The 26,553-nt window shown below is 66.7% G+C and carries 21 protein-coding genes and 1 tRNA gene; 12 read left to right on the top strand and 10 right to left on the bottom strand.

Features of this window, described 5'->3' with window-relative positions:
* Window positions 1-145: 145 nt before the first annotated feature.
* The 5 genes from BKG60_RS00470 to BKG60_RS00490 are packed head-to-tail and all read left to right on the top strand — an operon-like array spanning window position 146 to window position 7,753.
* Window positions 146-4,087: a Pls/PosA family non-ribosomal peptide synthetase gene (locus BKG60_RS00470; RefSeq protein WP_070943846.1), complete on the top strand. Its 3,942-nt coding sequence runs from the start codon at window positions 146-148 to the stop codon at window positions 4,085-4,087.
* On the top strand, window positions 4,084-5,421 hold the full coding sequence (locus BKG60_RS00475; RefSeq protein WP_070943845.1) for a M1 family metallopeptidase: 1,338 nt from the start codon (window positions 4,084-4,086) through the stop codon (window positions 5,419-5,421). Before BKG60_RS00470 ends, BKG60_RS00475 begins: the two co-directional genes overlap by 4 nt.
* Window positions 5,418-6,671: a hypothetical protein gene (locus tag BKG60_RS00480; RefSeq protein ID WP_070943844.1), complete on the top strand. Its 1,254-nt coding sequence runs from the start codon at window positions 5,418-5,420 to the stop codon at window positions 6,669-6,671. Before BKG60_RS00475 ends, BKG60_RS00480 begins: the two co-directional genes overlap by 4 nt.
* Window positions 6,672-6,695: 24 nt before the next feature.
* A complete protein-coding gene (locus BKG60_RS00485) occupies window positions 6,696-7,394 on the top strand; it encodes a glycosyltransferase family 2 protein (protein WP_070185927.1) in 699 nt (232 codons plus the stop codon).
* Entirely contained in the window at window positions 7,391-7,753 is a 363-nt protein-coding gene (locus tag BKG60_RS00490) for a DUF2304 domain-containing protein (protein WP_070185928.1), read from the top strand. The genes BKG60_RS00485 and BKG60_RS00490 overlap by 4 nt, the downstream gene beginning before the upstream one ends.
* On the opposite strand, the gene BKG60_RS00495 is transcribed toward BKG60_RS00490, so the two are convergent.
* The 3 genes from BKG60_RS00495 to BKG60_RS00505 are packed head-to-tail and all read right to left on the bottom strand — an operon-like array spanning window position 7,750 to window position 11,095.
* Complete coding sequence (locus tag BKG60_RS00495) at window positions 7,750-8,331, bottom strand: TetR/AcrR family transcriptional regulator (RefSeq protein ID WP_070185929.1); 582 nt, start codon at window positions 8,329-8,331, stop codon at window positions 7,750-7,752. The two genes, BKG60_RS00490 and BKG60_RS00495, sit on opposite strands and share 4 nt — an antisense overlap.
* A gap of 1 nt (window position 8,332) precedes the next feature.
* The gene (locus BKG60_RS00500; protein ID WP_070943843.1) at window positions 8,333-10,114 is read right to left on the bottom strand and encodes an N-acyl-D-amino-acid deacylase family protein; all 1,782 of its coding nucleotides are present in this window, start codon (window positions 10,112-10,114) and stop codon (window positions 8,333-8,335) included.
* A gap of 39 nt (window positions 10,115-10,153) precedes the next feature.
* On the bottom strand, window positions 10,154-11,095 hold the full coding sequence (locus BKG60_RS00505; protein WP_070943842.1) for a GDP-mannose 4,6-dehydratase: 942 nt from the start codon (window positions 11,093-11,095) through the stop codon (window positions 10,154-10,156).
* Window positions 11,096-11,151: 56 nt separating this feature from the next.
* On the opposite strand from BKG60_RS00505, the gene BKG60_RS00510 reads away from it, so the two are divergent.
* From BKG60_RS00510 to BKG60_RS00525, 4 genes are all read left to right on the top strand, one after another.
* Entirely contained in the window at window positions 11,152-12,903 is a 1,752-nt protein-coding gene (locus BKG60_RS00510) for a hypothetical protein (RefSeq protein ID WP_070943841.1), read from the top strand.
* A 57-nt stretch (window positions 12,904-12,960) separates the two neighbouring features.
* Window positions 12,961-14,328, top strand: coding sequence for an EspA/EspE family type VII secretion system effector (locus tag BKG60_RS00515; protein ID WP_070943840.1), 1,368 nt, complete (start codon window positions 12,961-12,963; stop codon window positions 14,326-14,328).
* A 119-nt stretch (window positions 14,329-14,447) separates the two neighbouring features.
* Window positions 14,448-14,840 carry a hypothetical protein gene (locus tag BKG60_RS00520; protein WP_131823363.1) on the top strand — a complete coding sequence of 131 codons (393 nt, stop codon included), beginning with the start codon at window positions 14,448-14,450 and terminating at the stop codon, window positions 14,838-14,840.
* Between the two features lie 28 nt (window positions 14,841-14,868).
* Window positions 14,869-15,237, top strand: coding sequence for a carboxymuconolactone decarboxylase family protein (locus tag BKG60_RS00525; protein ID WP_070943838.1), 369 nt, complete (start codon window positions 14,869-14,871; stop codon window positions 15,235-15,237).
* Here BKG60_RS00525 and BKG60_RS00530 read toward each other — a convergent pair whose 3' ends face one another.
* A complete protein-coding gene (locus tag BKG60_RS00530) occupies window positions 15,238-15,768 on the bottom strand; it encodes a hypothetical protein (protein WP_070943837.1) in 531 nt (176 codons plus the stop codon).
* A gap of 10 nt (window positions 15,769-15,778) precedes the next feature.
* Entirely contained in the window at window positions 15,779-16,426 is a 648-nt protein-coding gene (locus BKG60_RS00535; protein WP_070943836.1) for a winged helix-turn-helix transcriptional regulator, read from the bottom strand.
* Window positions 16,427-16,478: 52 nt separating this feature from the next.
* Between BKG60_RS00535 and BKG60_RS00540 the strand changes: the two genes are divergently transcribed.
* Window positions 16,479-16,898, top strand: a complete 420-nt coding sequence (locus BKG60_RS00540; protein WP_083339185.1) for a DUF1761 domain-containing protein — start codon at window positions 16,479-16,481, stop codon at window positions 16,896-16,898.
* A 27-nt stretch (window positions 16,899-16,925) separates the two neighbouring features.
* Here the strand turns inward: BKG60_RS00540 and BKG60_RS00545 are convergent.
* Both BKG60_RS00545 and BKG60_RS00550 read right to left on the bottom strand, forming a co-directional pair.
* Window positions 16,926-16,998, bottom strand: a tRNA-Thr gene (locus BKG60_RS00545).
* A gap of 56 nt (window positions 16,999-17,054) precedes the next feature.
* Window positions 17,055-18,263, bottom strand: coding sequence for a DNA polymerase III subunit delta' (locus BKG60_RS00550; protein ID WP_070943835.1), 1,209 nt, complete (start codon window positions 18,261-18,263; stop codon window positions 17,055-17,057).
* 49 nt (window positions 18,264-18,312) lie between these two features.
* Between BKG60_RS00550 and BKG60_RS00555 the strand changes: the two genes are divergently transcribed.
* Complete coding sequence (locus BKG60_RS00555) at window positions 18,313-19,950, top strand: adenylate/guanylate cyclase domain-containing protein (protein ID WP_171054872.1); 1,638 nt, start codon at window positions 18,313-18,315, stop codon at window positions 19,948-19,950.
* A gap of 5 nt (window positions 19,951-19,955) precedes the next feature.
* On the opposite strand, the gene topA is transcribed toward BKG60_RS00555, so the two are convergent.
* The 3 genes from topA to BKG60_RS00570 all read right to left on the bottom strand — a co-directional run bounded on the left by topA (window position 19,956) and on the right by BKG60_RS00570 (window position 23,791).
* Entirely contained in the window at window positions 19,956-22,793 is a 2,838-nt protein-coding gene (topA, locus tag BKG60_RS00560; RefSeq protein WP_070185938.1) for a type I DNA topoisomerase, read from the bottom strand.
* A gap of 103 nt (window positions 22,794-22,896) precedes the next feature.
* Complete coding sequence (locus tag BKG60_RS00565; protein WP_070185939.1) at window positions 22,897-23,490, bottom strand: hypothetical protein; 594 nt, start codon at window positions 23,488-23,490, stop codon at window positions 22,897-22,899.
* A 97-nt stretch (window positions 23,491-23,587) separates the two neighbouring features.
* Complete coding sequence (locus tag BKG60_RS00570) at window positions 23,588-23,791, bottom strand: cold-shock protein (protein WP_003882601.1); 204 nt, start codon at window positions 23,789-23,791, stop codon at window positions 23,588-23,590.
* A 297-nt stretch (window positions 23,792-24,088) separates the two neighbouring features.
* On the opposite strand from BKG60_RS00570, the gene BKG60_RS00575 reads away from it, so the two are divergent.
* Window positions 24,089-26,455, top strand: coding sequence for a DEAD/DEAH box helicase (locus BKG60_RS00575; RefSeq protein ID WP_070185940.1), 2,367 nt, complete (start codon window positions 24,089-24,091; stop codon window positions 26,453-26,455).
* The last annotated feature ends 98 nt before the right edge of the window (window positions 26,456-26,553 follow it).

Raw genomic sequence — 26,553 nt, forward strand, 5'->3', positions numbered from 1 at the left:
ACGACCGACGTGATGACGACATCGCAGCGAAGGAATACTCCCCTCCGCCGACCAGTCTGCCTGACCGGCCCCGCGAATCGAAATCGAACCGGCACGCCGCTCGGACCACCGAGCCGTCCCGGCGGGGGCTTAGTAGTTTGTACTCGTGACAGCTCCCGCCAGTCCGCACGAGATCCCCCCGCAGTACGCGTTATCCCCACTGGCACCCGAGCCGCGCACCCTCGTCGACATCCTGAACGACACCGCCAGGCGTTTCCCCGACGCCCCCGCCCTCGACGACGGCACCGTCCAGCTCACCTACTCCGAGCTGATCGCCGACGTCTCCGACAGCGTGGCGTGGCTGGCCGCCCGCGGTATCGGCCGCGGGGACAAGCTCGGAATCCGGATGCCCTCGGGCAGTTATGCGCTGTACGTGGCGATCCTGTCGGTCCTGGCCTGCGGGGCAGCCTACGTCCCGGTTGACGCCGACGACCCCGACGAGCGCGCCGAGCTGGTTTTCGGCGAAGCCAATGTGGTCGGAGTGATCACCGAGCAAGGACTCATCCGCGGGCCGGGTTCGTCGCGGGGCTGGCGCGCCGCCGCCCCGCTCGGGCGCGACGACGCGTGGATCATCTTCACCTCGGGTTCGACCGGCACCCCGAAAGGGGTGGCCGTCACCCATCGCAGCGCCGCGGCATTCGTCGATGCTGAAGCACGAATGTTCTTGCAGGACAACCCGATTGGACCAGGCGACCGAGTCCTGGCCGGGCTTTCGGTGGCCTTCGACGCGTCGTGCGAGGAGATGTGGCTGGCCTGGCGGCACGGCGCCTGCCTGGTGCCCGCCCCACGGTCACTGGTACGCAGCGGCATGGACCTGGGCCCCTGGCTGGTGAGCCGAGACATCACCGTCGTGTCCACCGTGCCCACGCTGGCCGCGCTCTGGCCGGCCGAGGCGCTCGAAGCGGTGCGGCTGCTGATCTTCGGGGGCGAGGCGTGCCCGCCTGAACTGGCGGCGCGCCTGGCCGTGGATGGCCGCGAGGTGTGGAACACCTACGGCCCCACCGAGGCGACGGTCGTGGCCTGCGCCGCACAGCTGGACGGGGACGGCCCGGTCAGCATCGGCCTGCCGCTGGCCGGCTGGGACCTGGCGGTAGTGGACAAAGACGGCCAGCCGGTCTCCCTGGGCGAAGTCGGCGAGCTCGTGATCGGCGGGGTGGGCCTGGCCCGCTACCTCGATCCGGAAAAGGACGCCGAGAAGTACGCCCCGATGCCGACGCTGGGCTGGAACCGCGCCTATCGCAGCGGTGACCTGGTGCGTCTGGAGGCGGACGGCCTGTATTTCCAGGGCCGGGCCGACGATCAGGTCAAAGTCGGCGGGCGCCGTATCGAGCTCGGCGAGGTGGACAACGCGCTCGTACACCTGCCCGGCGTGAGCGGCGGCGCCGCCGCGGTACGCAAGACAGCCAGCGGCACCCCGCTGCTGGTCGGCTACATCGCAAGCACGGATCCCGGCTTCGATCTGGCTGCGGCACGGGCCGCGTTGTCGGAGTCGCTGCCGGCCGCGCTGGTACCCCGGCTGGTGCTGCTCGACGAGCTCCCGACCCGCACGTCGGGCAAGGTGGACCGCAATGCACTGCCGTGGCCCCCGCCCGGAGACTCCGATCAGGACGCACCACAACTCGACGGCACCATGGGCTGGCTCGCCGGATTGTGGCGCGACGTACTCGGCACACCGGTCGACGGGCCGGAGGCCGATTTCATCGCGCTGGGCGGCGGTTCGCTGTCCGCTGCACAACTGGTGGCCGCGCTGCGCCGGCGCTACCCGCTGGTGACCGTCGCCGACCTTTACGATCATCCCCGCCTCGGCTCGCTGGCCGGCTACCTCGACGAACTCAAGCCACCGCCGCAGATCCAATCCCGCGAGGTCAAACCGACACCGCTGCTCACCCAGGCCGCACAGGTCGCGTTGTCGCTGCCGTTGGCCACCCTGACCGGCATGCAGTGGGTGGTCTGGCTGGCCCTGCTGAACAACGTCGCCGCCCAGACGGGGATCGTTTCCTGGGCCCATCCGCTCAGTTGGTGGTGGGTGCTGGCCGGGTTCCTGCTGTTCGTCACGCCACTGGGCCGCATGGGCATCGCGGTGTTGTTCGCCCGGATGCTGCTGACCGGGCTGGAACCCGGCACCTACCGCCGCGGCGGCCTAGTCCATCTGCGGGTCTGGATCGCCGAGCGGTTGGCCGCCGCCAGCGGCGCCGAGAACCTGGCCGGGGCGCCGTGGATGGTCTACTACGCCCGCGCCCTGGGCAACAGCGTCGGCAAGGGCGTCGACATGCATTCGGCTCCGCCGGTCACCGGCATGCTCAAGATCGGCCACCGTGCCTCCGTCGAACCCGAGGTGGATCTGACCGGGCACTGGATCGACGGCGACCTGTTCCATGTCGGGCCGGTGACCATCGGCAACGACGCCACGATCGGCGCCCGCACCACCCTGCTCCCCGGCGCAAGCGTCGGCAAGAACGCCGACGTCGCACCTGGCTCGGCCGTGACCGGCAAGGTCAAGAACGGTCAGTACTGGAAGGGCTCTCCCGCCGTGAAGTCCGGCAAGGCCCGCCACCCGTGGCCCGACCACCGCCCGCCCCGCGCCCCGCTGTGGGTCGCCGTCTACGGCGTGTCCTCGCTGTTGCTGGCCGGGCTGCCGCTGGTGGCACTGGCCGCCGGCCTCGCGGTGATCGTCTGGGGCGTGCACGGCAGCGCCACCCCGGCCGACGCGTTGTTGCCCGCGCTCGCGTGGACTCCGGCCGCTGCCGCGGTGGCGCTGCTGACCTACGCCGCGCTGACCGTGATCGGCGTGCGCGTCCTGTCCGTGCGCCTGTCGGAGGGCTACCACCCGGTCCGCAGCCGGGTGGGTTGGCAATTGTGGACCACCGAACGCCTGATGGACGCCGCCCGCAACTACCTGTTCCCGATCTATGCCAGCTTGCTCACCCCATGGTGGCTGCGGCTTCTCGGAGCGAAAGTCGGTAAAGACACCGAGATCTCGACAGCGCTGTTCACCCCGAAGTTCACCGAGGTCCAGGACGGCGCGTTCCTGGCCGACGACACCATGGTGGCGTCCTACGAACTGGGCGGCGGCTGGATCCACGTCGCCAAGGCCACCATCGGCAAGCGTGCCTTCCTCGGCAACTCCGGCATCACCCAGCCCGGCCGCAAGGTTCCCAACGACGGCCTGGTGGCCGTGCTGTCGGCCACGCCGCACAAGGCCAAGGCCGGCTCGTCGTGGCTGGGCAGCCCACCGGTTCGGTTGCGCCGCAACGCCACCGCCGCCGACGCGTTGCGTACCTTCCATCCGTCGCTGCGGCTCAAGATCATGCGCTCGGCGGTCGAGACCTGCCGGTTGATCCCGGTGATCGTCACCTTCGCGATCGGCATCGCGGTATTGGGGGCACTGCAGGCCGTGACGATCCGGTTCGGCTTCCTGTGGGCCGTGCTGTCCGGAGGCGTGGTGCTGCTGATCGCCGGACTGGTGGCCGGCACCATCGCGGTGATCGCGAAGTGGTTGGTGGTCGGCAGGATTCGTGCGGTGGAACACCCGCTGTGGTCGTCGTTCGTCTGGCGCAACGAAGTGTCGGACACCTTCGTCGAAACCGTCGCCGCCCCGTGGTTCGCCCGGGCCGCCAGCGGCACACCGGTGATGAACCTGTGGCTGCGCGGGCTGGGCGCTTCGATCGGCCGCGGCGTGTGGTGCGAAACCTACTGGCTGCCCGAAGCCGATCTGGTGACACTGGGCGCCGCCGCCACCGTCAACCGCGGCTGTGTCGTACAGACGCACCTGTTCCACGACCGCATCATGCGGTTGGACAGCGTTGTGCTCGAAGAAGGTTCGACGCTGGGCCCGCACTGCGTGGCGCTGCCCGCGGCCCGGCTGGGCACCGGCGCCACCGTCGGCCCCGGCTCGCTGGTGATGCGCGGCGACGAAGTACCGCCGTCGACACGCTGGCAGGGCAACCCGATCGCGCCGTGGAACATGCTCGGCAAGAAGCGCGCGTCCGAGAAGTCCCCCGAAAAGTCCGCCAGCGCCACCAAGAAGACAGAAGACCCTGCCGCGTGACGCGATCGAAGAAAGCCGCAAAGAAGTTGGTCTCCCCACCCGCCATCGACCCGTACCTGCCGCGCAACGGCAACTTCGGGTATCGGGTGTCGCGCTACGAACTCGACCTCGAGTACAAGGTGGCGATCAACCGGCTGGCCGGGACAGCCACGATCACCGCGGTGACCTTGGCGGCGCTGCGCAACTTCACCCTCGACTTGTCCGACGCCCTGACGGTGTCGCGGGTCTCGGTGAACGGCCGCCGTCCGGCCCAGTACCGATGTTCGGGTGGAAAGCTGTCGGTCACCCTGCCCTCGGCATTGCCGGCCGGCGCCGCGATGACCATCGTCGTCCGCTACAGCGGAACCCCGCGTCCGATCGAATCCTATTGGGGAGATGTCGGTTTCGAAGAACTGACCAATGGGGCGCTGGTGGCCGGTCAGCCCAACGGAGCGGCCTCGTGGTTCCCGTGCGACGACCATCCCAGCTCCAAGGCCAGCTACCGGATCCAGATCAGCACCGACAGCCCGTACTACGCGCTGGCCAACGGTGAGTTGATCTCTCGCAAAGCCCGCGCCGGACACACCGTGTGGACCTACGAGCAGTCCGAGCCGACGTCGAGCTATCTGATCACCCTGCAGATCGGCCAGTACGAGAGTCAGCGGCTGACCAAGACACCGGTAGCGATGCACGCGGTGTTGCCCGCCCGGTTGCGACGCAATTTCGACCATGACTTCGAGCACCAGCCGCAGATGATGAAGCTGTTCATCAAGTTGTTCGGACCGTATCCGTTGGCCACCGGCTACACCGTGGTGGTCACCGATGACGATCTCGAGATACCGCTGGAGGCCCAAGGCATCTCGATCTTCGGGGCCAACCACTGCGACGGGCATCGCAGCGCCGAACGGCTCATCGCTCACGAATTGGCCCACCAATGGTTCGGCAACTCGGTGACCGCGCGGCGCTGGCGCGACATCTGGCTGCACGAGGGATTCGCCTGCTATGCCGAATGGCTGTGGTCCGAACACAGCGGCGGCCGCAGCGCCGCGGAGTGGGCAGAGCACTACCACACGCGCCTGCGCGACAAGCCCCAGTATCTTCTGCTGTCCGATCCGGGACCGCAGGACATGTTCGACGACCGGGTGTACAAGCGCGGCGCCCTGACCCTGCACGCGTTACGCAATCGGATCGGTGACAGGAGTTTCTTTGCGCTACTGAGGGATTGGACGGCCCGCTACCGTCACAGCACGGCCTTCACCGGCGATTTCACCGGACTGGCCGCCGGCTACACCGAGGAACCGCTGCAACCGCTGTGGCAGGCCTGGCTGTATTCCAAAGAGTTGCCGGAGCTGTGACCGACGCCGGCGGCGGCGCCCCCGCGACAGGACCCATCACGCGCAGCAGCGTCGCCCGCGTCGGCCTGGCGACCGCGATCAGCGCGCTGTGCGGCTATGCCGTGCTGTACCTGGCCGCCCGCGACCTCGAACCCGCCGGGTTCTCGGTGTTCAGCGTGTTCTGGGGGGCATTCGGCCTGGTGACCGGGGCCGCCAACGGTCTGCTGCAAGAGGCCACCCGTGAGGTGCGGTCGTCTCGACACGTCGACCTCACCGGCCGGCCCACCACGCACCCGATGCGGATCGCGGGGCTCGTCGGCGTCGCCGCCGCCGTGGTGATCGCGGCCACCTCGCCGCTGTGGAGCGCGCACGTGTTCGCCGAGTCCCGCGCCTTGAGCGTGATCCTGCTCAGCGTGGGCCTGGCCGGATTCTGTCTGCACGCCACGCTGCTCGGCATGCTCGCCGGCGTGAATCGGTGGACCGAGTACGGGGCACTGATGGTCACCGATGCCGGTATCCGGGTGGCTGTCGCCGCCGCGACGTTCGTCATCGGCTGGGGTCTGGCCGGGTTCCTGTGGGCCACCGTGGCCGGTGCGGTGGCCTGGCTGATCATGCTGATCGCCGCACCGGCTGCGCGCATGGCTGCCGGACTGCTGAGCGCGGGCAGTCCCTCGACGTTCCTGCGGGGGGCTGCCCACTCGATCGCCGCGGCCGGGGCCAGCGCCGTTCTGGTGATGGGTTTCCCGGTGCTGCTCAAGGCCACCTCGGGCGATCTGGGCGCGGCCGGCGGTGTGGTGATCCTGGCCGTGACGCTGACCCGTGCCCCGCTGCTGGTTCCGCTCACCGCGATGCAGGGCAATCTGATCGCGCATTTCGTCGATCAGCGCGACAGACGGTTGCGGGCACTGCTGGCGCCGGCCGCCGCAGTGGCCGGGCTGGGCGCCGTCGGCGTAGCCGCGGCCGGGTGGCTCGGCCCCTGGCTGCTGCGGGTGGGGTTCGGCGAGGAGTACCGGGCCGGTGGCGCCCTGCTGGCCTGGCTGACCGCTGCGGCCGTCGCCATTGCGATGCTCACGCTGACCGGCGCTGCGACTGTCGCAGCGGCCCAGCACCGGGCCTACGCGCTGGGCTGGATCATCGCGACGGTGGCCGCGGTGGCGCTGCTGTTGCTGCCGATGGGTTTGGAGGAGCGCACCATCATCGCACTGCTGTGCGGACCGCTGGTGGGAATCGCAGTTCACCTGGTGGCTCTGGCCAAACTGGCCCTGCGATGACCGTGTAGTTTAGTGCCCATCGACATGCGCTTTCAGGACGTTTGGATCATCGTCCCCGCCTTCAACGAGGCGAGCATCATCGGCGACGTCATCTCCGACGTGCGCTCGGTTTTTCCGAACGTGATCTGCGTCGACGACGGCAGCCGCGACGCTACCGCCGAGCTGGCGTTGCAGGCCGGCGCACGCGTCGTCCCGCACCCGGTGAATCTCGGTCAAGGTGCGGCGATCCAGACCGGCGTCGAGTATGCGCGTAGCCGCCCCGGGGCCCGCGTCTTCGCCACCTTCGATGCCGACGGTCAGCATCAGGTCAAGGACGTGGTGCGGATGATCGACCGCCTCGACGCCGACGGCGCCGATCTTGTGGTGGGCACCAGGTTCGCCAGCCGCGACGCACACGCGGTGACGCACACCCCGCCGCTGAAGCGGATCATCCTGCGCGCCGCGGCGTTTCTGAGCCCGCAGAGCCGGGCTCTCGGACTCACCGACGCGCACAACGGCCTGCGGGTGTTCAACAAGACGGTGGCCGACCAGCTGGACCTCACCATGAACGGCATGAGCCACGCCGGTGAGTTCATCGACCTGGCGTACGAAAGCCGTTGGCGTGTGGTCGAGGAGCCGGTCGAGATCCTCTACACCGACTATTCGAAGTCAAAAGGGCAACCGCTGCTCAACGGGGTGAACATCGTCTTCGACGGGTTGTTACGCAGGAGGCTGTCCCGATGAACTGGATTCAGGCGCTGCTGATCATCTCGGTGCTGGTGCTGCTGGCCTACCTGCTGGGGTCACGCCGCAGTGCACGGTCCAAGGCATGGGTCAAGGTCGGCTTCGTGTTGTTCGTGGCGGCAGGCATCTATGCGATCCTGCGTCCCGACGACACCACCGTGGTGGCCAATTGGCTTGGGGTGGATCGCGGTACGGACCTGATGGAGTATGTGCTCATCATCGCGTTCGTGTTCGTGACCCTGTCGACTTACTTGCGCCTCAAGGACATTGAGCTGCGCTACGCCCGGCTGGCCCGAGCCGTAGCACTGCAGAACGTGCGGGTCCCCGGTCAGGACAATCCGGTCGAGGGGACCACCTAACGGCTGAGCAGCCCCGCCAGCATGGCGATCCGGGCGTCCTCGAGTTCTGGCAGGGGCAGCACGCGTCGCACCATCGCCGCGCCGTCAAACGTGTTGATCACGATGGTCAGCAGCACGGCGAACACATCCTCGGGAATCTGGTCCGCCCCCGGCGCGCTCTTGGCCGTTTCGTAGATGTTGTCGATGTATTCGGCGAGCACAGTCTGCAATGGACCCCGCAGCTTCTCGTCGGTGCGGGCCGCCATCATCAGCTCGTGCCACACGGTGTTGGTTTCACTGCCCGCGATGTCACGCAGGATCGTCAGCACCGCCGGTAGCGGTGGCTGCTCGGCAGGGATCTCCGCGACCAGCTTGCTGCCCAACTCCAGCTGACGGCGTGCCACCTCGTGGGCTGTGGCAGCCATGAAGTCGCTCATCGTCGGGAAATGCCGGAACAGCGCGCCGTCGGAAACCCTTGCCCGTTTGGCGATCACTGCCGCCGAGGCCTTGGCGTAGCCGACCTCGATGATGGTGTCGATCGCGGCATCGAGTAAGCGTGCGACGGTTTCCGCGCGGCGCTGCTGTTGAGTCCTGGCCATCTCAGACCGGCGTGTGGGCCAGCTTCTCAGCACCGGCCCGCAGGTAGCGCCCCGATTTCACCGATTCACCGTAGCCGTCACGGAATTGGCCGTTGCGGAAGACCACTGAACCGTTGACGGCGGTGGCGACCACGGCCTCGTCGCTGCGGTTCACCATGCGGCTCAGCCCGCCGTAGAACGGCACCGACTCTTCGTGGTAGGCCTCCACGGTGTCGTTGAGGCCGGCCGGGTCGATCACAACGAAGTCGGCCCGATCGCCTTGCCGCAGGGTTCCGGCGGAAACGCCGAACCAATCGGCCACCTCGCCGGTGAGACGGTGCACGGCGTGCTCGGTGGTCATGAACGGCCGGCCCGTCAGCTGCGCGTCGCGCACCCGCTTGAGCAGCTTCACCGGGTAGTTGTAGAACGCCATGTTGCGCAAGTGCGCACCGGCATCCGAGAAGCCCATGTGCACTGAAGGATCCTTGGCCAGCCGGTCGAGGTACCTGGGCCGGTTGTTGGCAACGATGGTCGTCCATCGCACATTTCTCTCGCCGTTGTCGACGAGCACGTCGAGGAAGGCGTCGAGCGGGTGGATACCGCGCTCGTCGGCGATCTGCCCGAAGCTCTTGCCGATCAACGTCTTGTCGGGACATTCGACGATCGTGGCGTCGTGGAAGTCACGGTGCCACAGCGTCGGTCCGAGAACGCGCCGGTCGAAGGACTTACGGAACCGGCGGCGGTACTCTGGGTCGGCGAGCAGCTTGTTGCGCTCGAACTGGTCTTTGAGGTGCAGGGCTGCGGTGCCCGCACCGAATTCCTCGAACACCGGCAGATCGATTCCGTCCGAATACAATTCGAACGGCACCGGCAGGTGCTGGAAGCGCACCTTGGCGCCCAGGATCCGGTTGAGCAACCGGACACCCGGCCCCAGCACGTGCACCGCGCCGGGCGCAGACTTGGCGTCGGCCGAGACCAGCAGACTCATCCGAACGCCCTTGCGCCGGCCGAACAGGCCACTGCTCTCCAGGAAGAAGTTCAGTGCCTCATAGGCTTTGGCGGTGCTGGGCGCACTCTGCAGCATCCGGCCGCGCTTGCGCAGCACCTTGATCAGACGTCGGCGCTCACGCCAGGTCGCGAACGTCGACGGCAGGGCACGGGACCGGAAGCGGTCCCCGTCGAGTTTGTCGATCGCCGCGTCCATCCCGGACAGGCCGAGCATCCCGGCATCGAGGGCCTCATCGAGCTTGGCCGCCATGGTTTCCAGCTCGGCGTCGGTCGGGGTGACCCCGCGTGTGGTGGCCCGGTCCAAGCCCAGCACCGAAGCCCGCAAGTCCGAATGCCCCAGCAGCGAGGCGACATTCGGCCCCAACGGCAGGTCGTCGATGACCTTCACATACTCGGCCGGACCCGACCAGGTCTTGTGTTGTTCCAGGGCGCCCAGCACGAACTGACGCGGAACCGCCTCGACGCGACTGAACAGATCGGCTGCGTCCTCGGTGTCGGAGTAGACCGTCGACAACGAGCACATGCCGAGCAGCACGGTGGTCACGCCGTGACGCACCGATTCCCGCAGACCCGGATCCAGCAATACCTCGGCGTCGTAGTGCGTGTGCACGTCGACGAAACCCGGCAGCACCCACTTGCCGCCGGCGTCGATGACATCCGGGCAGTCGGTCTCGTCAAGCGGGGTGGGGGATACCGCGACCACCACCCCGTCGCGAATCCCCAGGGTACGGACCTGCGGCGGGGCGCCGGTGCCGTCGAACCACAAGCCGTTGCGAACGATGACGTCGTAGGACATGACGCAACGCTAGAGCAGAAAGTGAGTACTCACAATCTTTTAGTGCGAATTACCCCGGAAGAATTCGACCGTCTGGGGAATGCCCGCGGCCAGGTCCACCTGTGGCCGCCAACCCAGCACGTCTCGGGCCCGGCTGATGTCGAGCTGGGAACGACGCAGGTCACCCAGCCGCGCGGGGTGCATCTCCGGCTCATCGGCCGCACCGACGGCCAGCGCGATTGCGGTGTGCATTTCGCGGGTCGAGGTCTCCACTCCGGTGCCGACGTTGAATCGCTGGCCCCCGCCGGCTGTCCCGGACGCCTTCACGAAGGCGTCGACCACGTCATCGACGTACACGTAGTCACGGGTGTCGGTGCCGTCACCGAAGATCTTGGTGGGCCGCCCGGCCAGCAGCGCCTGGGCGAAGATCGCCACCACACCGGCCTCGCCGTGCGGATCCTGGCGCGGCCCGTAGACGTTCGCCGGTGCGATGTGCGAGCAATCCAGGTTGTACAGATTGCGGAACATGTTGAAGTAGACCTCGCCGGCCACCTTGCTCGCCGCATACGGCGACGCCGGATTCGTCGGGACGTCCTCACTCGTCGGGTAGGTCGGCGGGGTGCCGTACACCGAACCGCCCGAAGATGTGTGCACCACCTTGCGGACACCGGCCTGACGAGCCGCCTCGGCCAACCGGACCACGCCCACCACGTTCACCGTGGAGTCCAGCTGCGGATCATCGACCGAACGCTTCACCGAGATCTGGGCGGCCAGGTGGAAGATCACCTCCGGCTGGGTGTCCTTGAACAGGCCCAGCAGATCCGCGTCGACGATGTCGGCCTTGACGAACTCGAAGTCCTTGCTGTTCTCGGCGCTACTGAGGTTCTCTGCCCGTCCCGAGCTCAGGTCGTCGAGCCCGACAACGCTGTGCCCGTCTGCCAGCAGCCGATCGACCAGCGTCGATCCGATGAAACCTGCCGCTCCTGTCACCAGTGTTCGCACTGCCTCACCATACCGACGGCGGGTTGCCCGCCGCTGGGTCCGTACAGTCGGCAAGAGTGAACAAGATCGCCCGCATTGCCGCCGCGCTCATCGCGCTGCACCTGGCGATCCGGGCGATACTCGCATTCGGCGGCTATTTCTACTGGGACGATCTGATCCTGATCGGCCGGGCCGGAACGCAGAATCTGCTGTCGCCGTCCTTCCTGTTCGACGACCACGACGGTCACGTCATGCCCGCGGCGTTCTTGGTATCTGGCGCGGTGACCCGACTTGCCCCGTTCTCCTGGGTGCTGGCTGCCGTGAGCCTGGTGGTGATGCAGCTACTGGCCTCGCTTGCCTTGCTGCGGGCCTTGTGGGTGATCCTCGGCTGGCGCCCGGTCTTGTTGATCCCGCTGACCTTCGCGTTGTTCACCCCCCTGGCTCTACCCGGGTTCGCCTGGTGGGCGGCGGGGCTGAACACACTGCCGATGCAAGCAGCCCTGGCTTGGGTGGTTGGTGAGGCCGTGTTGCTGGTGCGGACCGGGTCATCGCGGCACGCGGTTGTTGGTGTGCTCGTCTTTCTGGGCGGGCTGCTGTTCTTCGAGAAGGCCGCGGTGATCCCGTTCGTGGCGTTCGCGGTGGTGACTCTCCTGGGGTACGTGACGGGGACTTTTTCCGTGCGCGACGTGTGGCGACGGGGTCTTCATCTGTGGGTGGGGTCTCTGGCGCTGTTGGTGGCCTGGATCGGCGTGTACCTGCTGGTCGTGGATCAGAAGCGGTGGAGCTTCGACGTGTCGATGACCTGGGACCTGCTGAGCCGCTCGTTCACTCACGGCATCGTGCCGGGCATCGTCGGCGGTCCGTGGTCCTGGCAGCGCTGGGCGCCGGCCTCACCGTGGGCCACGCCTCCCATCTCCGTGATGGTGCTGGGCTGGGTGGTGCTTGCTGTCGCCGTGGCGGTGGTGCTGGTGCGCAAGACTCGCATCTGGCCGGTGCTGGTCGTGGCGTTGGGCTACGCGGTGGCCTGCCAGATCCCCATCTACCTGATGCGCTCGTCGCGGTTCACCGCATTGGAGTTGGCACAGACGCTGCGCTATCTACCGGACCTGGTGGTGGTGCTGGCGCTACTGGCGGCGGTCGGGTTCTGTGCACCCAACCGAAGTTCGCGTTTTTCCGCATCCCCCACGCGGTCGGTTGTATGTGTCAGCGCAGCAGCGCTTTTCGTGGCAAGCAGCCTGTACTCGACCTTCACCTTCCTCAAGGTGTGGCAAGACAATCCCGTGCCGGCCTATCTGAACAACGCCCGCGCGTCACTGGCGTCTACGTCTGCAGCCGCTCCCCTGCTGGATCAAGAGGTCGACCCGCTGATCCTGCAACGCGTGGCCGCCCCGGAGAACCTGGCCAGCCATATGTTCGCGCTGGCGTCACCGCGCCCCGAGTTCGCCTCGGCGACAACCGATCTGCGCATGTTCGACCGGTCCGGGAAATTGGTCGACGCCAAGGTGACTTGGGTGCGCACCATCGTCGAGGGTCCCGCACCCCAATGCGGATTCCTGGTGCAGCCCGACGAACCCTCCGTGATGCCACTGGACGGGCCACTCCTGCCGGCCGACTGGACCGCAGAGATCAACTACCTGGCCAACAGCGACGGTTCGTTGACCATGGCCCTGGCCGAAGGCCCCGAGGTGAAAGTGCCGGTACGGCCCGGCCTCAACCGCGTCTTCGTCCGACTGCCCGGAGCCGGGCAGTCGATCTCCGTGCAGGCCAACACCGCCGCACTGTCGGTGTGCATTTCCCCCGGGCCTGTGGGATTCCTGGCACCGAGGTAGTTCAAGTGCTGAGATACTGAGCGTTGACTATCGGGATCCTGCCGAGGGGGACGTTCTGTGAGCGCGCTGGATGGCTTCTATTCGACGTGGAACAAAGCGCGGGAAACCTTCGGAGTCGGCACACCTACCGACGGCAGCCAACATGACGGCAGCTCCCAGTTGCTGAAGATGAAGGGCATGGTCGAATCGGCCGCCCAGCATGATGGCTGGCAAGGCAAGGGCGCCGAGGCTTACGCCGCAGCCAACCAACAACATGCCGCGGTGTACGGCAAGCTTGCTGAACTCGACAAGAAGATGTCTGCCGAGATCACGAACGCGGCCAACATCGTCACCAACGGACGCACGCAACTCGACAACACGAAGTCCTGGGTGGATAGCGCGGTCAACTCCCTGCCCAGCTCACTCAGCGCCCAAGCCCGCGAGAAAAGCCTGATCCCGATAGCCAAAGAAGGCATCACGCAGGTCAACAACACCGTCAGCACCGCCAATGGGGACATGCTCAAGATCGGCCTGCGCGTCAGTGGGATAAAGAACGAGTACGAGGGTCTGACAAATCAAAAGTTCGCGCGGGACGGGGAGGACAACTCACCGCAGGACAAGCCCGAGGATGAGAAGAAACCCAATGACAAGCCGGGCGAGCCAGGGTCTGGACCGGGAGAGCCCGGCGGACCGGAGTTTGTTATCGGCCCCCCTACGAAACCCGATATCAGTTGGGACGAGGACTTCGAGTACAACTCCGCAGAGCCCGGTCTACATGATTACCTGAAGCGGGCCGAATGGGAGGCAAAGCTCGCAGGCGGCAGATTGCTGCGTGGGGACCTCGATGACGCAACCCAAATGTACCGGCATTATTGGGATAACGACGGTAAGCCAATCGAATTCGACTACGAGGAGGCCTACCGCGAGGATCCGGGCATCCGCGCCAACGTCGACGATCAGATCAGCCGAGCGCAGCGCGGAGCCGAGGAGTTGATCCGGGCAGGCAACACATCGTTCTCGATGACCGGCGATCCGAATCCGACGACGAACTACCCCACCACAGAAAACTGGCAAAAAGCCGTTGGTGGATACCAACAGTGGAGCAGCGCGGACGTCAAGGTTGACGGCAACAAAGTCACGATGACAGTCACGGTGCACGCCGAAGACCACTACAACTTCAATCGAGGCCAGGCGGACATCGGCACCGGAGCATCTGACAACGAAAACGGTAGGTTCACCGAACTGGGATGGGCCAAGCCATTCGACTCCCACGGGGAAGTCACCCGAACCATCACCTGGGAATTGGGCAGTGCGCCAAGCGCTGATCAGGGAGGCCAGCCACAGTTTAATCCCGGCCGTGAGGACCGTGTGGACGGCAGAGGCAGTCCAGGCGGCGTACGGCCGCCCGACAACAATCGCAACACCGGAGGAGTGACACTGCCGTGACGAATTCTGTTGGGATGAGAAGGATAAGCGCTGTGGCCCTGCCGCTGACATTGGCCGCCGTCTTCGCGCTTTCAGCATGTGCCGCCAGTTCAAACAATGGGCAACAGATGGAGAGAACCGTGACCGCTCCCGCCGCCAAGACCACGTCCAATCCAGTCCGACATGAGCTGGAGCCGCTGACCAAACGGTTCCCCGCGCTCGGGTCGCCTGTCGCCGCATCGTGGGTCAGCGGAGACATGGGCGATCCCGAAGTACCTGGGCCGTCCCTATACTGGATCGACAGCATCGTCGAGCTGACTCCGTCCGTCGCCGAGGATCTGAAGACGAGGTACCGTCCGATTCCGACTACCAACCGGCCCGGGGTCTGGGAGTCGTTGCACGATTCGCTGCCGCAAGGCGGCTTCCTTGCCAGTGATCAACTCGATGCGGCATTCACCAGCTCCAAGATCAAATCCAAGGCATTCCTGGCTGAGGACGCACCGATCATCGTCATCACCGCCACCGGGGAGTAGGCCCGAACCTCATGCCAAGCTGGCAGGCATGACTGACGACGTACGTGAACAAGGTCTACGGGTCCTGCAAGAGATGGTGCCGCACCTGCCGTCGAATGTTGTCGAACCCGACGGAAGATTCGGCGACGAGCTGATGGCCATCGGCGTCGACAATGTCTTCGGCCGGTTGTGGAGCCGTGACGGGCTGAGCCGACGTGATCGCAGCCTGGTGACCATGGGCATTCTGATCGCCCTGCGGGCCACCGATGAGTTCGAGTCGCACGTCAGGATCGGCCTCCGAAACGGCCTCACCGAGGACGAGATCGCCGAGGTGATCTACCACGCCAGCGGGTATGCGGGATTCCCTGCCGCGAACACCGCCCGCAACGTGGCGCGTGAAGCGCTGAGCAAGGACTAGCTAGAAGACGCGGCTGCCCTTCGCCGAGAGCTCGAAGCCGTGGTCACCGATCACGCACACTGTGCTCACTTCGGTGACCGCGCACGTCCCAGTATCGGGGTGGTCGAGCTTGCTGCCGGCGGAAAGCAACTTGTAATCGGCGGGGTCGACCGTGCGGTCCCGCGGCTCTTTGTAGTCCGTGTACTTCTCCATGGCCGCGAGATCGACGGTGGAAAAGGTCGCCGGATCGAGGTCCATGGCCGCGAATACGTTGACCGAGTTGCTTGAAGTACCGGGCAGCTCACCCCAGCAAAAGGCTTGCTTCATGGGCGGATTGGCACGGCCGGTATAGGTGATCCGGCATCGGTACCCGCCCGGAGTGACGAACTGCGCGCCGTTCGTCGTCGGGTAGTTGTAGTACGTGTTGTAGTCGTGGACATCGACGGCGGTGTAGCCGCTCAGATCCGGGATGTGCCCCGGGTCGGCCGCCGCCGCCGGGGATGTCAGCGAAACCGCTGCCACGAGGGCCGCGCCCACCACGATCCGCGCCATAGCGGTGAGCCTAACGGCCCGGCGGGAACGCCGAACGCAGGATTTTCACGTCCCCATGGAAGGCGCCGTCGGCGAGCACTTGGTCCACGGTGATCGCTCCGACTGCGAGTGCGACGACGCCATCGGGCGAGGCGGTCAGGACCGTGCCGGGCCGCTCCATTGGGACATACGCGCTCGGGCCGTCTTCATCGATGCGCAAGGTCATGAGGAAGCCGTCGGTCTCGATCCCGAGCTCGACGGCCGGTGCGGCCGTGACACCGCGAAGCAGCGCAGGCAGAGCGAGCGTGAGCCAGCGAGGCCGGAACGCGTCGTCGCCGCGCCCCGACTCCAGCAGTGGAACGCCCCACCGTCCCAGAGCTTCCATCGGCTCACGGAGGGCTGCCCCCCAAGGCGTGAGTCCGTAAACGACCCCGGTGTCGTCAAGGCGCCGTTCGACGACACCGTTCGCCTCCATGGTGCGAAGCCGGTCCGCCAGGAGGTTGGTGGCAATCCCGGCGAGCGAGGTCTTCAACTCGCCGTAGCGCATCGGCCCAGGAAGGAGTTCTCGCACGATCAGGAGCGTCCAACGGTCGCCCACAACGTCGAGCGACCGAGCGAGAGCACAGAACTGCCCGTAGGAACGGGGATTCTTGCCGCGTTGATTGATATTTTCAACCATACTTGATTTTATCAACTTACCTCGTGAATGCCGAACAAGGAGAGCGATCCGCATGGAATTGAGCATCGATTGGTTGGCAGTGGTCGTCGCAACCGCAGTCGGAATGGCGATAGCGTTCGTCTGGTACAGCGACTGGGGCCTGGCCGGCAGCGCCTGGCGGAAATTGACCGGGGTGACCAAGGCTGACTCGGAGCGAGTCGGCAAGCGCCCCTTCGCAATTCTGCTGGCGTCACTGGTCGTCACGGCGCTCGCGCTCGCCGTCACCTGCTCGATCACGTTCGCATTCTTCGGCAGTGATTCGCTCTGGCTCGCGGTGGCCGTCGGAGTTGCGGCCTGGCTCGGGTTGTCGCTGTCCACGCTGGCACAGCACAACGCGTTCGAGTTGAAGCCGGCTCAGCTCACCGTGATCAACAGCGCGTATCAGCTGGTGCTGTTCGTCGGCATGACTCTTGCCGTCGGCCTGCTGGCGTAGCGGGCACAGACGTACGCCAAAAAAGAGAGCCACCTAGGAGAATCGAACTCCTGACCTATTCATTACGAGTGAATTGCTCTACCGACTGAGCTAAGGTGGCACGCTCGGCGAACCGGGCGGCACGAGTCTACGACAGCCGTGCCCGAGCCTCCAAAGTCACCCTCGCAGCGCCTGCCCGACGGTGGCCACCATGGCGTCGACCGCGAACTTCGGTTTGACGTTGATGGCCAGCGCTTCACGGCATTCCAGCACTGCCTCGATGCAGCGCAACAGCCGGTCCGGCGGCACGTGGTCGGCCATGGCCTGCACTTTCTCGGCCATGTCCGGGTGATTCGCGGTCACCGACGACGCTCCGGATGACACCAAAAGCGCATCACGGAAATAGGTGGCCAGGTCGATCAGCGCCCGGTCCAGCGCGTCACGTGAGGCCCGGGTCTGACGGGACTTCTGCCGCCGCTCCAGCTCTTTGAGCGCGCCGGCGGTCCCGCGGGTGGTGGCCGCGGTGCCTTTCCCGGTGCCACCGGCCCCCAGCGCGGTCTTGAGTTCCTCGGTCTCGGTCTCGTTGCGTCCGGCGGTCAAGGCCAGCGCTTCGGCCTCGGCGACCGCGACCATCTCCTCGGCGGCCGCAAAGGCCCGCGCTGGTGTCGCGGCATCCCGGGCCAGCCCCAACGCGCGTTTACGGCGCTCCCGGGCCTCAGGGTCGGTGGCCAGTCGTCGGGCCCGGCCCACATGGCCGCCGCTGACGGACGCTGCCCAGCGGGCCTCGTCGGCGGGCAGCCCGTCGCCGGAAATCAGCACGTCGGCGATCGCATCCACCGACGGCGTGGTCAACGCGATGTGCCGGCAGCGCGAGCGCAGGGTGATGGCGATGTCCTCGGGATCCACCGACGGCGCGCACAGCAGGAACACCGTCGAGGCCGGCGGTTCCTCCACCACCTTGAGCAGGGCATTCGCGGCGCCTTCGGTGAGCCGGTCGGCGTCCTCGATCACCACCACCTGCCAACGCCCGGTCCCGGGCCGCCGAGACGCGATCTGAACGATCTCGCGCATCTCCTTGACCGCGATCGACAGGCCCTCGGGCACGATGCGGCGTACATCGGCATGGGTACCGGCCATCGTCGTCGTACACGCGCGGCATTCACCGCACCCCGGTGTCCCCCCTGACGTGCACTGCAGGGCCGCCGCGAAACACAGCGCCGCCACCGAACGCCCGGAGCCCGGCGGACCGGTGACCAGCCAGGCATGCGTCATGGTCCCGACGGTGGTACCACTGTGTGGCGAATCACCCCGGGCCGCCAATGCGGCCGCCACCAGCTCCTGTTCCACCGCATGCTGACCCACCAGCCGCGAAAACACCCCGCTCATCGTCCCCAACAGTAGTGGTCAAGCCGACACAACCACGTCACAGCAGGCGCTGAACGTCCCCGCGGCCCGATACGGTGAACGGGTGACCACGGAGCCCATCCCCATCGCGCGAATCGGTGCATTCGCGCGATGGGTGGCGCGCACCCCGTGGCCGGTGTTCACGCTGGGCATGCTGCAGGCCGACATCATCGGCGCGTTGTTCGTGCTGGGCTTCCTGCGCTTCGGCCTGCCGCCCGAGGACCGCATCCAGCTCCAGGACCTGCCGGTGTTCAACCTGGCGATCTTCCTGGGCTACCTGTTCATCTCGTTCACCATCGGCGCCTACCTGGCGCTGCGGCTGCTCATCCCGGTGATCCGCTGGCAGCGCCGCGACACCCTGCTGTCCAAGTCGGACCCGGCCATCACCGAGTTGGCCCGCGTGCGCGCGCTGAAGATGCCCTTCTACCGCACCCTGATCAGCGTCACCAACTGGTTCCTCGGCTCGATCGTGTTCATCGTGGCCAGCTGGCCGGTGGCCAGTAAGTCCGCGCCCGTTGTCCTGGTCGCCACCGCACTGGGCGCGACCGCCACCGCGATCATCGGCTACCTGCAGTCCGAGCGGGTGCTGCGGCCGGTCGCGGTGGCCGCACTGCGCGGCGGGGTGCCGGAGAACTTCCGCGCCCCCGGGGTGATCCTGCGCCAGGTGCTCACCTGGGTGCTGTCGACGGGTGTTCCGGTCCTGGCCATCGTGCTGGCCCTGGTGGCCAGCAAGTTTTCGATCCTCACCGCATCGGCGGACCGGCTGATCACGCCGCTGCTGCTGCTCGCCATCGCCGCATTGGTGATCGGATTGTCCAGCACGGTGCTGGTCGCGATGTCGATCGCCGACCCGCTGCGCCAGCTGCGCTGGGCGCTGGGCGAGGTGCAGCGCGGCAACTACAACGCCCACATGCAGATCTACGACGCCAGCGAGCTCGGTCTGTTGCAGGCCGGCTTCAACGACATGGTGCGCGAGCTGGCCGAGCGGCAACGCCTTCGTGACCTGTTCGGCCGCTACGTCGGCGAGGACGTGGCCCGTCGCGCCTTGGAGCGCGGCACCGAGCTGGGCGGACAGGAACGCGACGTGGCGGTGCTGTTCGTGGACCTGGTCGGTTCGACACACCTGGCATCGACGATCCCGGCCGGCGACGTGGTGAACCTGCTCAACGAGTTCTTCCGCGTCATCGTCGACACCGTCAACCGTCACGGCGGGTTCGTCAACAAGTTCCAGGGCGACGCGGCGCTGGCCATCTTCGGTGCCCCCATCGAGCATCCCGACGCCTCCGGTGGCGCGCTGGCCGCGTCCCGCGAGCTGCACGATGAGCTGCTCAGCGTGCTGGGCAGCGATATCGAGTTCGGTATCGGTGTCTCAGCCGGGCGTGCGATCGCCGGGCACATCGGCGCTCAGGCCCGCTTCGAATACACCGTGATCGGTGACCCGGTGAACGAGGCCGCCCGCCTGACCGAGCTGGCCAAACTCGAGGAAGGCCATGTGCTGGCCTCCGCCATCGCGGTGAGCGGCGCACTCGACGCCGAGGCGCTGAGCTGGGACGTCGGCGAGATCGTCGAACTACGCGGACGCACCGTGCCCACTCAGTTGGCCCGCCCGATGAACCTGGTGCTGCCGCGTGATCTGGAACGCGAAACCGAAAGCGACGTCTCCAGCTAGCGGGCTCACGCCTTCTTGGCGGCAGCCTTCTTCGCCGGGGCCTTCTTGGCTGCGGTCTTTTTGGCGGCAGCCTTTTTCGCAGGTGCCTTCTTGGCGGCCTTCTTCGCCGGCCCGCGGGCCCGGCGATCGGCCAGCAGTTCCGAAGCCCGCTCGTCGGTGATCGACTGCACGTCGTCGCCCTTACGCAGGCTGGCGTTGGTCTCACCGTCGGTGACGTACGGGCCGAATCGACCGTCCTTGATCACCATCGGCTTGCCCGAGGCCGGGTCGGTGCCCAGCTCACGCAGCGGCGGGGCCGCAGCGGCCTGGCGCCCACGGCGTTTCGGCTCGGCGTAGATCTTCAGCGCCTCATCGAGGGTGATGGTGAACATCTGTTCCTCGGTGGCCAGTGAGCGAGAGTCGGTGCCGCGCTTGAGATATGGGCCGTAGCGCCCGTTCTGTGCGGTGATCTCCTCGTTGTTCGACGGGTCCACCCCCACCACCCGGGGCAACGACAGCAGCTTGAGCGCGTCGTCGAGCGTCACCGTCTCCAGATCCATTGTGCGCAAAAGCGATCCGGTGCGCGGCTTGGGCCCGGTCGGCTTCTTGCCCTTCTTGGCCGGAGTCCCCGCTGTGCCGTCGTCGGGGCCCTCCTCAGGCGCCGGGAGGATCTCGGTGACGTAGGGGCCGAATCGCCCGTCCTTGGCGACGATTTCGTGTCCGGTTGCCGGGTCGACACCGAGCACCCGTCCCTCTTGCGGTGTGGCGAAAGCCTTTTCAGCCAGCTCAAGGGTCAGCTCATCGGGTGTCAGAGCATCCTTGAGGTTGGCGCGCTGCGGCTTCAAGGCGCCGTCCGGAGCTTCAGGATCAATGATCATGCGCTCCAGGTACGGCCCGTTGCGGCCCACCCGAACCACGATCGCGCGACCCTCGTCATCGTCGAAAAGCTTGATGGAGTTGACTTCTCGTGCGTCGATGCCTTCGAGGTTGCCACCCACGAGATGCTTGAGCCCACCGGAACGGGCGATCGAGCCCTCGACACCGTGCTCACCACCGAAGTAGAAGTTCGACAGCCAGTTGGTGCGCTGCTCCTGACCCGTGGCGATCTCGTCGAGTTCGTCCTCCATGGCCGCGGTGAAGTCGTAGTCGACCAGCCGGCCGAAATGCTGCTCCAGCAGGCCGACGACGGCGAAGGCAACCCAGGACGGCACCAGTGCGCTGCCCTTCTTGGCCACATAGCCGCGGTCCTGGATGGTCTTGATGATCGAGCTGTACGTCGAGGGGCGGCCGATACCCAGCTCTTCGAGGGCCTTGATCAGCGAGGCCTCGGTGTAGCGGGCCGGCGGGCTGGTCTGGTGGCCGTCGGCGGTCAGGTCGGCGGCGTCGACGCGCTGCCCCTGGGTCAGGTTCGGCAGCCGGCTCTCGGCATCGTCGGACTCACCGCCGGCCAGCTCGTCGATGCTCTCGACGTAGGCCTTGAGGAAGCCGGGGAAGGTGATCGTGCGGCCGGACGCGTTGAACACAACCTGCTCGCCACCGGCAGCGGCTCCGGCGATCCGCAACGAGAGCGTCGTGCCGCGGGCGTCGGCCATCTGTGAGGCCACGGTGCGCTGCCAGATCAGCTCGTAGAGCCGGAACTCGTCGGTGTCGAGCTGGGCATGCAGCTGGCCCGGGGTCTGGAACACGTCACCAGAGGGGCGAATCGCCTCGTGCGCCTCCTGGGCGTTCTTGACCTTGCGGGTGTACTGCCGCGGCGACGGATGCACGTACTCGTCGCCGTAGAGCTGCCGCGCCTGGTTACGCGCGGCGTTGATCGCCGACTCCGACAGCGTCGTCGAGTCGGTACGCATGTAGGTGATGTAGCCGTTCTCGTACAGCCGCTGCGCGATGCTCATGGTGCGCTCCGAGGAGAACCGCAGCTTGCGAGCGGCCTCCTGCTGCAGCGTCGACGTCATGAAGGGCGCGTAGGGGCGGCGCGTGTACGGCTTCTGCTCGACGGAGCTGACGGCCAACTGGGCGCCGCGCAGCCCGGCAGCCAGCGCTCCGGCACTGGCCTCGTCGAGCACCAGCACCTCGTCGGGCTTCTTCAGCTGCCCCAGCGAGTCGAAATCACGACCGGCGGCGACCCGGCGGCCGTCGACGGTGTTGAGCTTGGCGGTGAACCGCGGCGGAGTGGCCTGCGGATCGGACACCGATGCGTCCAGCTCGGCGCTGACATCCCAGTAGCCGGCGCTGCGGAACGCCATGCGCTCCCGCTCGCGCTGCACGATGATGCGCGTGGCCACCGACTGCACCCGGCCCGCCGACAGCTTCGGTGCCACCTTCTTCCACAGCACCGGCGACACCTCGTAGCCGTAGAGCCTGTCGAGGATGCGGCGGGTTTCCTGCGCGTCGACCAGAGCGATGTCCAGGTCACGCGGGTTTTCTGCGGCGGCCCGGATGGCCGGCTCGGTGATCTCGTGGAACACCATCCGCCGCACCGGCACCTTCGGCTTCAGGGTCTCCAGCAGATGCCAGGCGATCGCCTCACCCTCGCGGTCACCGTCCGTCGCGAGATAGAGCTCGTCGACACCTTTGAGCAGGTCTTTGAGTTCGGTGACGGTGCTCTTCTTGTCAGGGCTGACGATGTAGAGCGGTTCGAAGTTGTCGTCGACGTTGACCCCGAGGCGCGCCCACGGCTCGGATTTGTACTTCGCGGGCACGTCAGCGGCATTGCGCGGCAGGTCACGAATGTGCCCGCGGGAAGATTCCACCACATAATCGGAGCCCAGGTAGCCGGCAATCTTGCGCGCTTTCGTCGGCGACTCCACAATCACGAGTCGCCGGACATTGCCCTTGCTACCGCTGCCGCTATCGCCAGCCAACTGTGCCTACGCTCCACTTCTTTAGTCGCCGCGCCAAGCCCGGCAACTGACAATTTCGCATTACGCGCGAGCCTACGCAAACCGGCTCTCCGCGTGTGCATCATTAAATACGAGGCCAGTGCGCCACCGCCGCGGCATCCCCAGGCGGCTCCCCGACGTTCTCCACCAGGCGCGATAGGCGTCGGCGCCCACTGATCCGCAGCGCGGGATGCGAGCCTCTGGTCCCGATCAATGTCGGCGCAATCCCCACCCGCATCATCGCCTCGGCCAGCGCCGCGTGGGTGTCAGGCGCGTGCGGGTCCAATCCGAGCAGATAGCGGTCGTCCGCCTCGAACGTGCCGGCGGCCAGCGTCCAGGCCCGCAGCTCGCGGGAACCGGGTAGCCAGTCGGCCGGGACTGTTTTGACCGCGCCCCTGGTCCACGCCCGTGCGATCAGCATCAACTGCGGATCCAGTGCGGTTCGCACCAGCGGGTTGTCCTCGTCGGTCCGGGAGATTTCTGGTACCAGCCCGGCATCGCTGATCATCTCGGCCAGGCCGTGGGCGCGCCAGAGCTCGTCGACGACTACCGAAATCCGGGCCGCTTGCCGGCCGCCGACGCTCGCCAGCACCACCTGCCCCGGGCCGGCGAGAACCCCGGTCAGGTCGGCCACCGCGGGCGGCACCGACTCAGCCGAGAAGAAGGACAGCTGGCTCACAAATCGACACTAGGCCAGCTCGAGCCGCAAAAACGAGAACACCCCCGCGGTGTCCGATGTGGACTCACGCGGGGGTGTCCCGTTGGGTTTGCTTGGCTCAGATGGCCCGTACACCCGTGGCCTGCGGCCCCTTGGGGCTCTGGCCGACCTCGAACTCAACCTTCTGGTTCTCCTCCAGGGTGCGGAATCCGCTGCCCTGAATTTCCGTGTAGTGGACAAACACGTCGGCAGAGCCGTCCTCCGGAGCAATGAAGCCGAAGCCCTTCTCCGCGTTGAACCACTTCACAGTTCCCTGTGGCATCTTTTGTTCTTTCCTTCTCTTTCAACCGGGTGCGGTCCACCGACTTCCGATGTACCGGGCCCGTTCCGACCGCCATCCTTCGTGGAGTCGCCCGGAACTGACCCGACCTACAACCCTCGCAGGAACCGCGATCGCAACGACGATCCTGCGAGTGCGAGTACAAACACAGAAGCTGCGACCGTGATCAGTCAACCATGTTCGGGTCGACTGCGACAGTCTTGGCGTGCGGCGCGTGGTGAACAATTCGTTTATAAATCCGGGCCGACGTCGGCGGGGTAGATCGCAGGAGGACAAACAGTGCTGGATCAGGGGTCAGATTTCGGCCGTGAGCTGCTCGCTTGCGCTGTCGAGGGCACCCCGGCCGGCGAAGATCCGCTACGCCATGTTGCGGATATCCCTCCGCGACACGGCAAACCGCAACAGTGGCCACAATGGGCCCATCCGGAGGTCGTTCAGGCGTTGACCGACCGCGGAATCACCGCACCGTGGTCACATCAACTGGCCGCCGCCGAGCTGGCCCACGACGGACGCCACGTGGTCGTCTCCACCGGAACCGCCTCGGGCAAGTCTCTGGCCTACCAACTACCCATCCTGTCGGCGTTGGCCGAGGACCGGCAGGCCCGGGTGCTCTACCTGTCGCCGACGAAAGCGCTTGGCCACGACCAGTTGCGCACGGCACAGAATCTGACCGAGACCGTGGCCGCGCTGCGCGATGTGGCACCCGCACCGTACGACGGTGACAGCGCCACCGAGGTGCGCCGGTTCGCCAGGGAGCGCTCCCGCTGGATCTTCTCCAACCCCGACATGATCCATCTGTCGCTGCTGCGCAACCATGCCCGCTGGGCGGTGTTCCTGCGCCACCTGCGGTACATCGTGGTCGACGAATGCCATTACTACCGCGGCATTTTCGGTTCCAACGTGGCGATGGTGCTGCGCCGGCTGCTGCGGCTGTGTGCAAGATATTCGGCCGACGGCGCTGACCCGTCCACGCCGACGGTGATCTTCGCCAGTGCCACCACGGCATCGCCGGCCGAGACCGCGGCCGAGTTGATCGGGCAGACCGTGGCCGAGGTGACCGAAGACGGCTCCCCGCAGGGGGCGCGGACCATCGCGCTGTGGGAGCCGGCGCTGCTGGAGGATCTCACCGGGGAGAACGGGGCGCCGGTGCGCCGTTCGGCCGGTTCCGAAGCGGCCCGGGTGATGGCCGACCTGATGACCGAGGGCGCACGCACTTTGACGTTCGTCCGGTCCCGGCGCGGCGCAGAACTGACCGCGCTGGGGACCCGAGCCCGGCTGGAGGACACCGCACCCGAAATCGCCCACCAGGTGGCCTCCTACCGAGCCGGCTATCTTGCCGAGGACCGCCGCGAGCTGGAACACGCCCTGACCGACGGACAGCTGCGCGGGCTGGCCACCACCAATGCGCTCGAACTCGGCATCGACATCGCCGGGCTGGATGCGGTGGTGCTGGCCGGGTTTCCCGGCACCGTCACCTCGTTCTGGCAGCAGGCGGGCCGGTCTGGCCGGCGCGGGCAGGGTGCGCTGATCGTGTTGATCGCCCGGGACGATCCGCTGGACACCTACCTGGTGCACCACCCGGCGGCGTTGTTGGACAAGCCGATCGAGCGGGTGGTGATCGACCCGACGAATCCGCACGTGCTCGGCCCGCAATTGCTTTGTGCCGCAGCAGAGCTGCCGCTCACCGAGGCCGAGGTGCGGCTGTGGGACGCCGAGTCGGTGGCCGCCACCCTCGTCGACGACGGATTGTTGCGCAAACGTCCGGGCGGCTACTTCCCCGCCCCCGGGGTGGATCCGCATCCCGCGGTCGACATCCGCGGCTCCAGCGGCGGCCAGATCGCGATCCTGGAAGTCGACACCGGACGGATGCTGGGAAGCACCGGCGCCGGCCGGGCGGCAGCCTCGCTGCACCCCGGTGCGGTGTACCTGCACCAGGGCGAGACATATCTGGTCGACTCGTTGTCGTTCGAGGACGGTGTCGCGTTCGTGTACGCCGCGGACCCCGGCTACAGCACATTCGCCAGGGAGCTCACCGACATATCGGTCACCGGTCCCGGCGAGCGCGCCACGTTCGGTCCGGTCACCGTCGGCCTGGTTCCGGTGACGGTCACCAACACCGTGGTCGGCTACCTGCGCCGCCGCCTCGACGGTGAGGTGATCGATTTCGTGGAACTGGACATGCCGCCGAGCACCCTGGACACCATGGCCGTGATGTGCACGATCACTCCGGAAGCCTTACAGGACAGCGGTATTGACCCACTTTCGGTGCCGGGGAGCCTGCATGCCGCCGAACACGCGTCGATCGGGCTGTTGCCGCTGGTGGCCAGCTGCGACCGCGGCGACATCGGCGGGGTGTCTACGGCCGTCGGCCCGGTGGACGGTTTACCGTCGATCTTCGTCTACGACGGATATCCGGGTGGTGCCGGCTTCGCCGACCGCGGATTCCGCAATCTCAGTACCTGGTGGGGCGCGACAGCCGATGCGATCGAGGCGTGCGACTGCCCACAGGGCTGCCCCTCGTGTGTGCAGTCACCGAAGTGCGGCAACGGCAATGATCCATTGGACAAATCGGGCGCGGTGAAGGTGCTCCGCCTGGTGCTCGGCGCGCTGAGTACGTCCTCAGCGTCCATCCCCCGACCGCGTTGACGACCGACCCCTCGACGGCCGACTCCGCGGATCGACAACCACGTGGCTGCATTCGGCCACGCCGAACACACAGACGTTGCGACGAACGGTCGGACAAC

The sequence above is a fragment of the Mycobacterium syngnathidarum genome (assembly GCF_001942625.1).
Taxonomy (GTDB): domain Bacteria; phylum Actinomycetota; class Actinomycetes; order Mycobacteriales; family Mycobacteriaceae; genus Mycobacterium; species Mycobacterium syngnathidarum.

Bases quoted from the DNA above. Each gene is read 5' to 3' on its own strand.
- BKG60_RS00485 (WP_070185927.1), top strand. From the start codon at position 6,696: ATGCGCTTTCAGGACGTTTGGATCATCGTCCCCGCCTTCAACGAGGCG.
- BKG60_RS00490 (WP_070185928.1), top strand. From the start codon at position 7,391: ATGAACTGGATTCAGGCGCTGCTGATCATCTCGGTGCTGGTGCTGCTG.
- BKG60_RS00495 (WP_070185929.1), bottom strand. From the start codon at position 8,331: ATGGCCAGGACTCAACAGCAGCGCCGCGCGGAAACCGTCGCACGCTTA.
- BKG60_RS00500 (WP_070943843.1), bottom strand. From the start codon at position 10,114: ATGTCCTACGACGTCATCGTTCGCAACGGCTTGTGGTTCGACGGCACC.
- BKG60_RS00525 (WP_070943838.1), top strand. From the start codon at position 14,869: ATGACTGACGACGTACGTGAACAAGGTCTACGGGTCCTGCAAGAGATG.
- BKG60_RS00530 (WP_070943837.1), bottom strand. From the start codon at position 15,768: ATGGCGCGGATCGTGGTGGGCGCGGCCCTCGTGGCAGCGGTTTCGCTG.
- BKG60_RS00535 (WP_070943836.1), bottom strand. From the start codon at position 16,426: ATGGTTGAAAATATCAATCAACGCGGCAAGAATCCCCGTTCCTACGGG.
- BKG60_RS00540 (WP_083339185.1), top strand. From the start codon at position 16,479: ATGGAATTGAGCATCGATTGGTTGGCAGTGGTCGTCGCAACCGCAGTC.
- BKG60_RS00550 (WP_070943835.1), bottom strand. From the start codon at position 18,263: ATGAGCGGGGTGTTTTCGCGGCTGGTGGGTCAGCATGCGGTGGAACAG.
- BKG60_RS00570 (WP_003882601.1), bottom strand. From the start codon at position 23,791: ATGCCACAGGGAACTGTGAAGTGGTTCAACGCGGAGAAGGGCTTCGGC.